The sequence below is a fragment of the Streptomyces sp. NPDC030893 genome (genome assembly GCF_055571535.1).
Genome location: NZ_JBVIFC010000002.1, coordinates 474251 through 488230 on the forward strand (window position 1 = coordinate 474251; position 13980 = coordinate 488230).

Annotated in this window: 8 protein-coding genes; 2 read left to right on the forward strand and 6 right to left on the reverse strand. The window is 72.4% G+C overall.

Annotation, left to right across the window (positions count from 1 at the left end):
• Window positions 1–23: 23 nt before the first annotated feature.
• Both ACZ434_RS06900 and ACZ434_RS06905 read right to left on the reverse strand, forming a co-directional pair.
• Window positions 24–2669, reverse strand: coding sequence for a lipopolysaccharide biosynthesis protein (locus ACZ434_RS06900; protein ID WP_468452578.1), 2646 nt, complete (start codon window positions 2667–2669; stop codon window positions 24–26).
• Window positions 2662–3852: a DegT/DnrJ/EryC1/StrS family aminotransferase gene (locus ACZ434_RS06905; RefSeq protein ID WP_468452936.1), complete on the reverse strand. Its 1191-nt coding sequence runs from the start codon at window positions 3850–3852 to the stop codon at window positions 2662–2664. The genes ACZ434_RS06900 and ACZ434_RS06905 overlap by 8 nt, the downstream gene beginning before the upstream one ends.
• A 372-nt stretch (window positions 3853–4224) precedes the next feature.
• Here ACZ434_RS06905 and fahA point away from each other — a divergent pair, with 372 nt between their 5' ends.
• Together fahA and ACZ434_RS06915 are read left to right on the forward strand one after the other, a co-directional pair.
• On the forward strand, window positions 4225–5439 hold the full coding sequence (fahA, locus tag ACZ434_RS06910; protein WP_468452580.1) for a fumarylacetoacetase: 1215 nt from the start codon (window positions 4225–4227) through the stop codon (window positions 5437–5439).
• A 157-nt stretch (window positions 5440–5596) separates the two neighbouring features.
• Window positions 5597–6535 carry a M56 family metallopeptidase gene (locus ACZ434_RS06915; protein ID WP_468452582.1) on the forward strand — a complete coding sequence of 313 codons (939 nt, stop codon included), beginning with the start codon at window positions 5597–5599 and terminating at the stop codon, window positions 6533–6535.
• Window positions 6536–6655: 120 nt separating this feature from the next.
• On the opposite strand, the gene recQ is transcribed toward ACZ434_RS06915, so the two are convergent.
• From recQ to nuoL, 4 genes are all read right to left on the reverse strand, one after another.
• Window positions 6656–8614 (reverse strand): DNA helicase RecQ, encoded by a 1959-nt coding sequence (recQ, locus tag ACZ434_RS06920; protein ID WP_468452938.1) that lies wholly within the window; start codon window positions 8612–8614, stop codon window positions 6656–6658.
• A gap of 156 nt (window positions 8615–8770) precedes the next feature.
• The gene (gene nuoN, locus ACZ434_RS06925) at window positions 8771–10432 is read right to left on the reverse strand and encodes an NADH-quinone oxidoreductase subunit NuoN (protein ID WP_468452584.1); all 1662 of its coding nucleotides are present in this window, start codon (window positions 10430–10432) and stop codon (window positions 8771–8773) included.
• Window positions 10429–12000, reverse strand: a complete 1572-nt coding sequence (locus ACZ434_RS06930; protein WP_468452586.1) for an NADH-quinone oxidoreductase subunit M — start codon at window positions 11998–12000, stop codon at window positions 10429–10431. Before ACZ434_RS06930 ends, nuoN begins: the two co-directional genes overlap by 4 nt.
• 5 nt (window positions 12001–12005) lie before the next feature.
• Window positions 12006–13970, reverse strand: a complete 1965-nt coding sequence (gene nuoL, locus ACZ434_RS06935; RefSeq protein WP_468452588.1) for an NADH-quinone oxidoreductase subunit L — start codon at window positions 13968–13970, stop codon at window positions 12006–12008.
• Window positions 13971–13980: the final 10 nt, after the last annotated feature.

The window sequence follows — 13980 nt, forward strand, 5'->3', positions numbered from 1 at the left end:
GACGGTTCGGCTCTGAAGCGTGATCAGTCCTTGGATCGGCCGTTCGGATGTCTGCGGCGGAGCGACACCGGCGCCCGCGGCGCACCGCGCGACGGCAGGAGCAGGGCGAGTACGACGACTGTGTGGAGGACGACGAGCAGGACGAGCAGCACGGGCGCGACCGGCGCGAGGGCGTCCCGCCCGGCCCAGCCCCCCACCGCGACGACATACAGCGCCCCCCAGCGGCCCGGCCACGACAGCCGTCCGCCCGCGAACGCGAGCAGCAGCGACAGGGGTACGAGGCACAGCAACTGACAGACGAGCGGCCCCCAGCGCAGCAGCGGACCGGGCCCGTCGAGGCCGAGCGTCTCCGCGAGGAAACCGGCCGCCCGCACGTACAGCGCCCCGTCCACCGGCCGGGGTTCCCAGCCGAGGGCTACGGGCGCCACGTACAGCGCGGCCAGGACGGACCCCAGGGCCGTGCCCGGGAGCCACGGGTCGGGGCGGGTGCACAAGGTCACCGAGGCGACGAAGACGAGCACCAGCGTGCCGCCGGCCACGAGCGCCGCCGGCGGCAGCCCCTCCAGCAGCAGGCGCCCGGTGAACTCGCCGGCCGGGGAGCCGTCGAGCCAGGGCAGGTCGCGTACCGACACCCAGAACACGAGGGTGGCGAGCCCGAGCAGCACCCAGAGGATGTCGCCCCAGCGGCTCTCGTACCCCAGCGGGGCGGAACGTGACGCCGACGCCTCCTCGGAGCCTCGCCGGTGCGCCCAGGGGGCGGGGCTCGGTGGTGGTACGTCTGGGGGGCGGGGCCGGGCGCGGTGGCCGGGGTCTGCGGGTGCGTACGGCTCGGGGCGGTCCCGAGGCTCACAGCGGCCGCGCGGCTCGCCGCGAGCGCCGGGATCGTGGCGCGCGTGCGGCTCATCCCGGGCGCCGGGCGCATCGGCGGCTCGGGGGTCGTCCCGGTCGCCGGGATCAGCGGTGTCGCGTGGCTCGTCGGCCGGTTCCGGCTTCCGGGTTCCTGCCGCCGGTTCGTCGTGCCGTCCGGTGTCGGTGTCCCGGTCGCCGTCCTCGGCCGGAGCGGTTCGCGTCGGCTCACCGGGGCCGTCCCCGCCGCCCCCGGCCCCCGGAACCCGGCCCGCTTCCGGACCGTGCGGCCGTACGATGAACGCCAGCGTGTCCGCCTGCAGGACCTCCCGTTCGTACCCGGGGCGGCCGATGAACAGCGTGACCGTGTCCTCGCCGGCCCTCCCGGCGTCCCCACCGTCGTACGCCGCCCGGCGGGCCCAGCCGGTGCCGTATCCGGCCGTGGCGTTCAGCCGGGCCCAGCGGGTGCCGTAGTCGGGAGCGGGGGCGGGCCGGTCGGCGGAGCCACCGCTCCGGTCGCGCAGCGCCGAACGCAGCCCGAACACCGAGACGACCGCGATCAGCGTCATGCTGATCAGCACCGCCCACCCCGCCCCCGCGATCCCCGCCGGGGTGAACAGCACGGCCGCGCTGCCCAGCACCAGCACGCACATCGCCCCCTGGAGCGCGGCGAGCACACCGGTGCGTCCCTGCACCCGCAGTACCCCGATGTAGAGCTCCACCAGCACCCGGGGCAGCGCCCCGAGGGCGAGCAGCCGCAGCACCGTCGAGCCGTGCTCGGCGTAGTCCGGGCTGAACGGCGTGAGGATCCAGGGGGCGAAGACGACCAGGACCAGGACCACCGGCACCAGCAGCAGCGCCATGCGGCGCAGTGCCCCGCGCACCCCGGCGGCGAGCTGACGCGGATCGTGCGAGGCGTGCGCGGTGAGCGACGAGGCCATGTTCATGGCCATGAACTCCATCGTGCCGCCGACGGTGTACGCCACGTAGAAGTAGCCGTTCTCCGCGGCGCTGAAGCGGACCGCGACCATCACCGGCAGCAGGTTGATCATCGCCAGGCTGAACAGCGCGCCGAGCGAGTCACCGGCCAGGAAGCGTCCCATGCTCCGCAGACCGGGCGGTTCCACGTCCCGGTCGGCGGCGGCCTGACGCGGAATGAGCCGGCGGAAGATCAGCCAGCCCAGCGGCAGGGTGGAGAACGCGATGGCCACGGCCCAGGACACGAAGATGCCCAGGACCGGCAGCGCGCTCGCGAAGACGGCCAGCAGGACCAGCTTTCCGACGGAGAACACCGCGTTCCCGGCCGGCACCCACTCGGCCTTGCGCAGCCCGGTGAGCACCCCGTCCTGCAGGGTGAGCAGCGCCCACGCCACGCACGCCGCGACGAACAGCGCCCCGGCATGCGGTGTGCCGAGCGGTTCGTAGGAGGCACCCCACTGTTCGAGCGTGAGCAGGAAGACACCCGCGGCCAGGGCGACGACCACCGAACTCGCCCCGTACACGCCCCACACCAGGCGTCCCGTCTCACGGCCGGCGCGCGGTACGAAACGGACCACCGCGCCGATCATCGTGGTCGCTGTGATGCCGGCCAGCAGCCGCATCGCGGCGATCGCCGCGGAGCCCTGGCCGACGGCTTCCTCGGTGTAGTAGCGGGCGGCGACGAACCAGAACCCCAGCCCGAGGACGGCGGACACGCCCGTGCTGAGCATCAGGAAGTAGGCGTTCTTGAACAGGGAGTCCGCACCGGGCCGGTTCCCGGCGGGTGCCGGCGGTCGCCCTTCGGCGCGCGTCGCGGCCGGCTCGTGCACCTGGATGTCAGTCACGGGACGGCCCCAGCCCGTCGGCCGTCGTCCCCGGCCGGGCCGGGTGCTCCGGCGGTCCGGCCGGCCGCACGCCGGAACGCTCCAGCACCTCGACCACCTCCCGTGCCCGCAGCGGATCGACCGGCAGCGCGTGCCGCGCGAACCAGCGGGCCGCCCCGGGCGCGGGCGAGGGGTCGGTGAAGGCCTTCCCCGCGTAGTCGTCGAGGGGCGGGTCGTAGAGGTAGCCGACGACGATGCCGCGCCGGGCCAGCGCCGCCGTCGCCGCGTCCCGGTCCGCCACGAACAGCGGCACCCGGAACAGCGGTTGCGCCTCCCTTCCCGGTCGCGGCCGGGCCCAGCGCGTCGCCAGCAGCAGCTCGGTGCCGTCCCGGGACGCCTCCAGTACCTCGTCCAGCCGTCCGAGCCTGTGCCTGATGCGCCGCAGCCGCAGCGGGCCGGACTCCTGGCGGTAGGTGTGCATGTCGACGCGGGCCCAGGCGTCGAACGCGGTGAGGTCCGGGGCCGCGCCGACGGCCCGGTGCAGCGCCTCCGGGCGCAGCGGCATCCTGATCCCCTCGCGCTCCGCCAGCCCCAGCAGCCCGAGCGTGGCCCAGGCGGCCCGCCGCAGCCCCAGCCCCCGCACGGCCGCCTCCGCGTACGGCCGTACCGCGTAGGCGAGTTCCGACGTCGCCCGGCGCGGGGTGAGCAGTGCGCGGCAGGCCTGCCGTACGGCGTCGCCCGGGCCCGGGTCCGCGAGCGACAGGATGCCGCCCGCCTGGGCGCCGGCATGCTTGGAGAGGCTGAAGACGGAGGCCTCGCCCCAGGCCCCGACCGGCCGACCGCCCACCTCGCTGCCGATCGCGTGCGCCGCGTCCTCGAACAGCGGGATGCCCAACGCGTCGCAGCGCGCCCGCAGTTCCGGCGCCGGGTCCGGGTTGCCGTACAGATTGGTGGTCAGTACGGCGGACAGCGTGCCCCAGGTCTCCTCGGGCACGGCGTCGAGGTCGATGGACGCGTCGAGCGGGTTCAACGGCGCCTGCACCGGCCGCAGTCCGGCGGCCAGCACCACGAAGAAGATGACGTCGTCGTCGACCGGCGACATCAGCACCCTGCCGCCCTGCGGGCACCAGTGGCGCAGCGCCACGTACAGCGCGAGCCTGCATGACGGCACGTACACACATTCCCGGCCGAGCCGGCCGCGCATGGTCTCTTCCAGCCGTTCCGGCCGCGACCGTGAGCGCGCCGAGCGCGGGCCGGCCTCCCCAATGGCCATCCGCCCCCCTGGGTGCCGTCGGAACGCCCCCTCCCCGAGGCCTTCCGGCACCCGCCCAGAGTCGCCCCGTTCGCACCACTGCGTCAAGATTGCCTCCCGTCCTGTGGATAACCTCCGGTACGCGACGGGAAGCGGTACATGCCGCCCTTGCGCCCGCGCTCCTCCCGCCCACGGGCCCCTTCCGCCCGGCGCCACCACTGCGGCTCTGCCCAAGACCGCCGTACGGCCCGTAACGTGTGGCACGGCCACGAACACGTGGAACACCCGCGAGCACCTGCGTACACGAAAGCGAGGCAGCACCCGATGCCCCCCTTCGATGTCCCCGAGGGCGACCCCTTCGGCCCGCACAACCTGCCGTACGGCGTGTTCTCGCCCCCCGGCTCGTCGGAGCGGACCGTCGGCGTCCGGCTCGGCGACCACGTCCTCGACGCCGGCGCGGCGGCGCACGCCCTGGGCTCCCCCTACGCCTCCCTGCTCGCCCGCCCGACCCTGAACCCGCTGCTGGCGGCGGGCCGCACCACCTGGTCGGACGTGCGGCGGGCGCTCACGGCCTGGGTGACCGTCCCCGCGCACCGGGAGACCGTCGAGCCGCTGTTCCACCCGCTGTCCGAGGTGACCCTGCACCTCCCCTTCGAGGTCGCCGACTACGTCGACTTCTACGCCTCCGAGAACCACGCCCGGAACGTCGGCCAGATCTTCCGCCCCGACGCCGCCGAGTCCCTCACCCCCAACTGGAAGCACCTGCCGATCGGTTACCACGGCCGGGCCGGCACGGTCGTGGTGTCCGGGACCGACGTGGTGCGCCCCTCCGGCCAGCGCAAGGCACCCGCCGACGCCGCCCCGGTCTTCGGGCCGTCCGTCCGGCTGGACATCGAGGCCGAGGTGGGCTTCGTGGTCGGCGCTCCGTCCGAGCGGGGCCGGCCGGTGGCGCTCGGCGACTACCGCGACCACGTCTTCGGCCTCTGCCTCCTCAACGACTGGTCCGCCCGCGACGTCCAGGCCTGGGAGTACGTCCCCCTCGGACCCTTCCTCGGCAAGTCCTTCACCACCTCGGTGTCGGCCTGGATCACGCCTCTCGACGCCCTGGAGGAGGCCCGCGTGGCACCGCCGGAGCGCACCCACGAGCTGCTGCCCTACCTGGACGACGCCGGCGAGGAACCCGGCGGCTACGACCTGCGCATCACCGTCACCGTCAACGGCCATGTCGTCTCCGAACCTCCCTTCTCCACCATGTACTGGACGGCCGCCCAGCAGCTCGCCCACATGACCGTCAACGGCGCCTCCCTGCGCACCGGTGACCTGTACGGCTCCGGCACGGTGAGCGGCCCCACCGAACGGGAACGCGGCTCGCTGCTGGAACTGACCTGGAACGGCCGCGACCCCCTCGAACTCCCCGACGGCAAGCGGACGTTCCTCGAGGACGGCGACGTGGTGACGCTGTCCGCCTGGGCGCCGGGACCGGACGGCGCGCGCGTGGGCCTCGGTGAGGTCTCGGGACGGGTGGTCCCCGCGCCCTGACCCCTTCGGCCCTGGCCGATCTCCGACGACCCCTGACTCACACCGCCCTTCGCCGTCATACTTGGCGTCGGGCGGTGTGTGTCTATCGGCGCCGCGCCCTCCGCATCACCCGCACGCCCCCGAGCCGCCCCTTCCGACAGGATCCGGAGCCCGTGGCATGACCGTCTGCCTGCTCCTGCTGAGCGTTGTCGCCGTGACGGCCGCCGTGCCCGTCCCCCGGGCACTGACCAGGGCGAAGTGGCCGGAAAGGGAACCGGTGGTCGCCCTGTGGGTGTGGCAGTGCCTGGTCGCCACCGTCCTGCTGTGCTGTCTGACGGCGCTCGCGCTCGGCGCCGCGGCCGTCTTCGGCACCGTCCGCGCCCAGCTCTTCGCCCCGGCCCCGCCCGCGGTGACCGCCGCCTACGACCTGTCCGCCGCCTCGTCCTGGACGGTCGCCCTCACCGTGCTCCTGGCCTGCGGGGCGGCCTGGACGACGGCCATGCTCGGGCGCGAGCTGGTCGAGGCCCGCCGCCGTCGCGCCCGGGCCCGGGCACATCTGCGGGAGCGCGCCCCCGACCTCCCCGCCGGACTCCCCGCCGCCCGCGGCCCCCTGCTGGTGCTGGAGGACGAATACCCCGACGCCTGGTGGATGCCCGGCAGCCCGCCCCAGCTGATCGTCACCACCGGCGCCCTGCAGCGCCTCACCGACCACCAGGTCGACGCCGTCCTCACCCACGAGCGCGGCCACGCCCGCGCCCGCCACGACTGGCTCCTCCATCTCTCCACGGCCCTGGCCACCGGCTTCCCCCGGATCCCGCTGTTCGCCCACTTCTGCGACCAGACCCATCGCCTGGTCGAGCTGTCCGCCGACGACACGGCCTCCCGCCGCTGCGGCCACCTGACGACGGCGCTGGCGCTGATCGAGCTGAACCAGCACCGTGGTGTGCTGTCCTGCTCCTCCAGCCACCGGCTGCTCGGCGAGCGCGTCGACCGTCTCCTGGAGCCCCCGCCCCGCCTCGGCCGCCGGCACCGCGCCCTGACGACCGCGGCGGCGGCGCTGGTCCCGCTGGTACCGCTGCTGATCACCTTCGCCCCCGGCCTGACGGCGCTGCCGTGACCCTCACGCTGCGGCGGGGCTGGGCCGGGCGGGGGGAAGTTCCGCAACCCGCGTCTGCGGGGTGCCGTCGCGCCCACCCGTGCCGCCCCAGCGGCACGACTGCCCGCGGTTGTGTTCGGCCTACGCCCAGTCGTCGGGCTCCGGCTCCTCCCCGGGCCACTCGTCGGGGCCACCTGGATCCCCGGCCCCGGCACCGCCGTCCCCCGGCCGCGACAGCCCCGCCAGCACCGCCACCACCCCCTCCCCGTACGTCGCCAGCTTCTTCTCGCCCACCCCGCTGATCCCCCCGAGCTCACCCACCGACGCGGGCCACACCGTGGCGATCTCCCGCAGCGTCGCGTCGTGGAAGATGACGTACGCCGGAACCCCCTGCTCCCGCGCCTGCTCCGCGCGCCAGGCCCGCAACGCCTCGAACGCGGGCTGGAGTTCCCCGGGCAGCTCGACCGCCGCGGCCTTGGCCTTGCGCTCGCCCCGGCCGCCCGTGCCGCGGGCCGCCGCCGGCTTCTCCGGCTCCTTGCGCAGCGGCACCTCCCGCTCCCGCCGCAGCACCGCCCCGCTCGTCTCGGTCAGCACCAGCGTGCCGTACTCCCCCTCGACGGCGAGCAGTCCCTGGGCGAGCAACTGCCGTACCACGCCCCGCCACTCGGCCTCGCTCAGCTCCTCACCGATGCCGAACACCGACAGCTGGTCGTGGTCGAACTGGATGACCTTGGCCGTGCGCCGCCCCAGCAGGATGTCCACGATCTGCACCGCGCCGAACTTCTGCCCGCGCTCGCGCTGCAGCCGCACCACCGTCGACAGCACCTTCTGCGCCGCGACGGTCCCGTCCCACGTCTCCGGCGGGGTGAGGCAGGTGTCGCAGTTGCCGCAGCCCTCCGCGCCGGGTTCCTGGCCGAAGTAGGCGAGGAGCTGACCGCGGCGGCACCGTACGGTCTCGCACAGCGCCAGCATCGAGTCCAGGTGCCGGCCCGCCCGCCGCCGGAACGCCTCGTCGCCCTCCCCGGACTGGATGAGCTTGCGCTGCTGTATGACGTCGTTGAGCCCGTAGGCCATCCAGGCCGTGGACGGCAGCCCGTCACGCCCCGCGCGACCGGTCTCCTGGTAGTAGCCCTCGACCGACTTGGGCAGGTCGAGGTGGGCGACGAACCGGACGTCCGGCTTGTCGATGCCCATGCCGAAGGCGATCGTCGCGACGACGACCAGCCCCTCCTCCCGCAGGAACCGCGCCTGGTGCGCGGCGCGCGTCCCCGCGTCGAGCCCCGCGTGGTACGGCACCGCCTCGATCCCGTGGCGCGCGAGGAACTCGGCCGTCTTCTCCACGGAGTTGCGCGAGAGGCAGTACACGATGCCCGCGTCCCCGGCGTGCTCCTCGCGCAGGAAGTTCAGCAGCTGCTTGCGGGGGTCGGCCTTGGGCACGATCCGGTACTGGATGTTGGGCCGGTCGAAGCTGGCCACGAAGTGGCGGGCGTCCGGCATCCTCAGCCGGTCGGTGATCTCCCGGTGCGTGGCGTGCGTGGCCGTCGCCGTCAGCGCGATCCGGGGGACCTCCGGCCACCGTTCGCCCAGCAGCGACAGGGTGAGGTAGTCCGGCCGGAAGTCGTGCCCCCACTGGGACACACAGTGCGCCTCGTCGATCGCGAAGACGGAGATCTTGCCGCGGGAGAGCAGGTCCAGGCTGCTGTCCAGACGCAGCCGCTCCGGCGCGAGATAGAGCAGGTCCAGCTCGCCGGCGAGGAACTCGGCCTCGACGGTCCGCCGCTCGTCGAAGTCCTGCGTGGAGTTCATGAACCCGGCGCGCACGCCCAGCGCCCGCAGCGCGTCCACCTGGTCCTGCATCAGGGCGATCAGCGGGGAGACGACCACTCCCGTGCCCGGTCTGACCAGGGCCGGAATCTGGTAGCACAGCGACTTGCCGCCGCCGGTCGGCATGAGCACGACGGCGTCGCCGCCCGCGATCACATGGTCGACGACCGCTTCCTGCTCGCCCCGGAAGGCCTCGTACCCGAAAACCCGGTGCAGCGTAGCGAGCGCCTCACCATCCGTCACTGCCATCTCGGCGACACCGCCCGTCCCCTGCATCGTCCCGTCCCCCGTACGTCGTCCTTCGACCACTGCCTCCACGATAGGCGCCCGCACCGACAGCCCCCGAGTTATCCACAGGCCCGTCCGGAACGGCGGCGGCCCGGCACCCCCTCCCAGGGGTGCCGGGCCGCTTCCTCGTCCGCCGGGGGGGTGTCAGCGCACGAACACTCCCGCGTCCCCGGCCAGCTCAAGGAAGTACTGCGGTGCCACACCGAGCACCACCGTGACCGCCACGCCGAGCCCGATCGCCGTCATCGTCAGCGGTGACGGCACCGCGACGGTCGGGCCCTCGGGGCGCGGCTCGCTGAAGAACATCAGGACGATGACGCGGATGTAGAAGAACGCCGCGATGGCCGAGGCGATCACACCGACCACGACCAGCGGGACGGCTCCGCCCTCCGCCGCCGCCTTGAACACGGCGAACTTCCCGGAGAACCCGGAGGTCAGCGGAATGCCCGCGAAGGCCAGCAGGAACACCGCGAACACCGCCGCCACCACCGGGGAGCGGCGGCCGAGCCCCGCCCACTTGGACAGGTGCGTCGCCTCGCCGCCGGCGTCCCGAACCAGCGTGACCACCGCGAACGCGCCGACCGTCACGAACGAGTACGCCGCCAGGTAGAAGAGCACGGACGAGATGCCCGACGGCGTCGCCGCGATGACGCCGGCGAGGATGAAGCCCGCGTGCGAGATCGCCGAGTACGCCAGCAGCCGCTTGATGTCGGTCTGCGTGATCGCCACGACGGCGCCGACCAGCATGGTGACGATGGCGACACCCCACATGACCGGCCGCCAGTCCCAGCGCAGGCCCGGCAGCACGACGTACAGGATCCGCAGCAGCGCTCCGAACGCCGCCACCTTGGTGGCCGCCGCCATGAAGCCCGTCACCGGTGTCGGGGCGCCCTGGTACACATCGGGCGTCCACATGTGGAAGGGCACGGCACCGACCTTGAACAGCAGGCCCATGACCACCAGCGCCGCCCCGACCAGCAGCAGCGCGTCGTTGCCCATGGTGGCGGCGAGCGCCGGGGTGACCTCGGGGACGGTGCCCTCGACGACCTGCGCGATCGTCGCGTACGACATCGAGCCCGCGTAGCCGTACAGCAGCGCGATGCCGAACAGCATGAACGCGGAGGCGAACGCACCGAGCAGGAAGTACTTGACCGCCGCCTCCTGCGACATCAGCCGCTTGCGGCGGGCCAGCGCGCACATCAGGTACAGCGGGAGCGACAGCACCTCCAGCGCCACGAACAGCGTCAGCAGGTCGTTGGCCGCCGGGAAGACCAGCATGCCGGCGACCGCGAAGAGCAGCAGCGGGAACACCTCGGTGGTGGTGAACCCCGCCTTGACCGCCTTCTGCTCGCTGTCGCTGCCCGGTACGGCAGCGGGCTGCGCGGCGAAGGAGTCGACCCGGTTGCCGTGCGCCTCCGGGTCGAGCCGGCGCTCGGCGAAGGTGAACAGGCCGGCCAGGGCCGTCAGCAGGATCGTGCCCTGGAGGAACAGGGCCGGTCCGTCGACGGCGATGGCGCCCATCGCCGCGATGCCGGCCTTGGTCGTGGCGTAGCCGTTCGCGGCGAGGGCCACGACCGCGGCGAACGCGGCGGCGAGTGCCACCACGGAGAGGAACATCTGTGCGTAGTAGCGGGATTTCCGCGGTACGAACGCCTCGGCGAGGATCCCGAGGATCGCCCCGCCGACGATGATCAGCATGGGCGCGAGCTGCCCGTACTCGATCTTCGGCGCGTCGATCTTCGAGATCGGTTCGGCCGCGGTCGCCGCCGTTGTCCACAGGCTGTGGACGGCTGCTGTTGCGCTCACTTGGCCGCCTCCACCTCGGGCCGGGGATCCTTCTTCTCCACGTCGGACATGGTCTGTTTCACCGCCGGGTTCACGACGTCCGTGACGGGCTTCGGGTAGACGCCCAGGAAGACCAGCAGCACGACCAGCGGTGCCACCACCGCGATCTCCCGCACCCGCAGGTCGGGCATGGCGGCCACCTCGGGCTTCACCGGGCCGGTCATCGTCCGCTGGTAGAGGACGAGGACGTAGAGCGCGGCGAGCACGATGCCGAAGGTGGCGATGATCCCGATCACCGGATAGCGCGTGAACGTGCCGACCAGGACCAGGAACTCGCTGACGAAGGGCGCGAGCCCCGGCAGCGAGAGGGTCGCGAGGCCGCCGATCAGGAACGTGCCGGCCAGCACCGGTGCGACCTTCTGCACCCCGCCGTAGTCGGCGATGAGCCGGGAGCCGCGCCGCGAGATGAGGAACCCGGCGATCAGCATCAGCACGGCGGTCGAGATGCCGTGGTTGACCATGTACAGCGTCGCTCCGGACTGGCCCTGGCTGGTCATGGCGAAGATGCCCATGACGATGAAGCCGAAGTGCGAGATCGACGCGTACGCGATCAGCCGCTTGATGTCGCGCTGGCCGACCGCGAGCAGCGCGCCGTAGATGATGCTGACGACGGCCAGGACGAGCACGACCGGCGTCGCCCACTTGCTGGCCTCCGGGAACAGTCCGAGGCAGAAGCGGAGCATCGCGAAGGTGCCCACCTTGTCGACGACCGCCGTGATCAGCACGGCCACCGGCGCGGTGGACTCCTGCATGGCGTTGGGCAGCCAGGTGTGCAGCGGCCACAGCGGCGCCTTCACCGCGAAGGCGAAGAAGAAGCCGAGGAACAGCCAGCGCTCGGTGCCGGTCGACATGGTCAGTTCGCCGCTCGCCCGGGCCTCGGCGATCTCGGTGAGCGAAAAGTTCCCGGCGACCACGTACAGCCCGATCACCGCGGCCAGCATGATCAGACCGCCGGCCAGGTTGTAGAGGAGGAACTTCACCGCCGCGTACGACCGCTGGGTCGCCGCCTTCTCCTCGCCGTGCTCGTGGGCACGGTCCCCGAAGCCGCCGATCAGGAAGTACAGCGGGATCAGCATGGCTTCGAAGAAGATGTAGAAGAGGAAGACGTCGGTGGCCTCGAAGGAGAGGATCACCATCGCCTCGACGGCCAGGATCAGGGCGAAGAAGCCCTGCGTCGGCCGCCACCTCTTGTTCCCGGTCTCCAGCGGGTCGGCGTCGTGCCAGCCCGCCAGGACGATGAACGGGATCAGCAGGGCGGTCAGCGCGATCAGCGCCACCGCGATGCCGTCCACACCCAGTTCGTAGCGGACGCCGAAGTCCGCGATCCAGGCGTGCGACTCGGTGAGCTGGTAGCGGTCGCCGCCCGGGTCGAACCGCACCAGGACGACGATCGCCAGGACCAGCGTGGCGAGCGAGAACAGCAGGGCCAGCCACTTGGCCGCCGTGCGCCTCGCGGCCGGTACGGCGGCCGTGGCGATCGCCCCGATGGCCGGGAGCGCCGCCGTCGCTGTCAGCAGAGGAAAGGACATCGGTATCAGACCGCCCTCATCAGCAGGGTCGCGGCGACGAGGACCGCCGCGCCGCCGAACATGGAGACCGCGTAGGACCGCGCGAAGCCGTTCTGCAGCCTGCGCATCCGCCCGGACAGACCGCCCATGGAGGCAGCCGTGCCGTTGACGACCCCGTCGACCAGGGTGTGGTCCACGTACACCAGCGAGCGGGTGAGGTGCTCACCGCCGCGGACCAGGACGACGTGGTTGAAGTCGTCCTGGAACAGGTCGCGCCGGGCGGCCCGGGTGAGCAGCGACCCGCGCGGGGCGACGGCCGGAACCGGACGGCGCCCGTACTGCGCCCAGGCGACGGCCACGCCGATGACCATCACGGCGACCGTGGAGAGCGTCACCGTCAGGGCGCTGACCGGCGGGTGGCCGTGGGAGTGCCCGGTGACGGGCTCCAGCCAGTGCACGAAGCGGTCGCCGATGCTGAAGAAGGCACCGCCCGCGACCGACCCCACCGCCAGCACGATCATCGGGATCGTCATGGACCTCGGCGACTCGTGCGGGTGCGGCGGGGCGTACTCCCCGCGTGTCTCGGCGGCGGGCTCCACGTCCGGCTGGGCCGGGGACGGCGTCGGCGCGTTGCGCCAGCGCTCCTCGCCGAAGAACGTCATCAGCATCACGCGCGTCATGTAGTACGCGGTGATGGCCGCGCCCAGCAGGGCGCAGGCGCCGAGGATCCAGCCCTCGGTGCCGCCCTTGGCGAACGCCGCCTCGATGATCTTGTCCTTGGAGAAGAAGCCGGACAGACCCGGGAAGCCGATGATCGCGAGGTAACCGAGGCCGAAGGTGACGAACGTGACCGGCATGTACTTACGCAGGCCGCCGTAGCGGCGCATGTCGACCTCGTCGTTCATGCCGTGCATCACCGAGCCGGCGCCGAGGAACAGCCCGGCCTTGAAGAAGCCGTGCGTCACCAGGTGCATGATCGCGAAGACGTAGCCGATCGGGCCGAGGCCCGCGGCCAGCACCATGTAGCCGATCTGCGACATGGTCGAGCCGGCCAGCGCCTTCTTGATGTCGTCCTTGGCGCAACCGACGATCGCACCGAACAGCAGCGTGACCGCGCCGACGATGGTGACGACCAGCTGGGCGTCGGGGGCGCCGTTGAAGACGGCCGCCGAGCGGACGATCAGGTACACGCCCGCCGTGACCATCGTCGCGGCGTGGATGAGGGCCGAGACGGGGGTCGGGCCCTCCATCGCATCCCCGAGCCAGGACTGCAGCGGCACCTGGGCGGACTTGCCGCAGGCGGCGAGCAGCAGCATCAGGGCGATGGCGGTGAGCTTGCCCTCGCTCGCCTCACCGGCGAGACCGGCCTCCCCGGGGCCGCCGAGCACCGGCCCGAAGGCGAAGGTGCCGAACCACAGGAACATCAGCATGATCGCGATCGACAGACCCATGTCGCCGACGCGGTTGACGAGGAAGGCCTTCTTCGCGGCCGTTGCCGCGGTGGGCTTGTGCTGCCAGAAGCCGATCAGCAGGTAGGAGGCGAGACCGACGCCTTCCCAGCCGAGGTACAGCAGCAGGTAGTTGTCGGCGAGGACGAGGATCAGCATCGCCGCGAGGAACAGGTTCAGATAGCCGAAGAAGCGGCGGCGCCGCTCGTCGTGCTCCATGTACCCGATGGAGTACAGGTGGATCAGCGAGCCGACGCCGGTGATCAGCAGGACGAACGTCATCGACAGCTGGTCGAGCCGGAAGGCGATGTCGGCCTGGAAGCCCTCCACCGGGATCCAGCTGAACAGGTGCTGTGTGACGGTGCGTTCGGCCGCGCCCTTGCCCAGCAGGTCGGTGAAGAGCACCAGGCCGAGGGCGAAGGAGACGGCCGCGAGCAGCGTGCCGATCCAGTGGCCGACGGCGTCCAGCCGGCGTCCGCCGCACAGCAGGACCACCGCTCCGAGCAGGGGCGCCGCCACCAGCAGCGCAATCAGGTTCTCCACGATTCAGCAG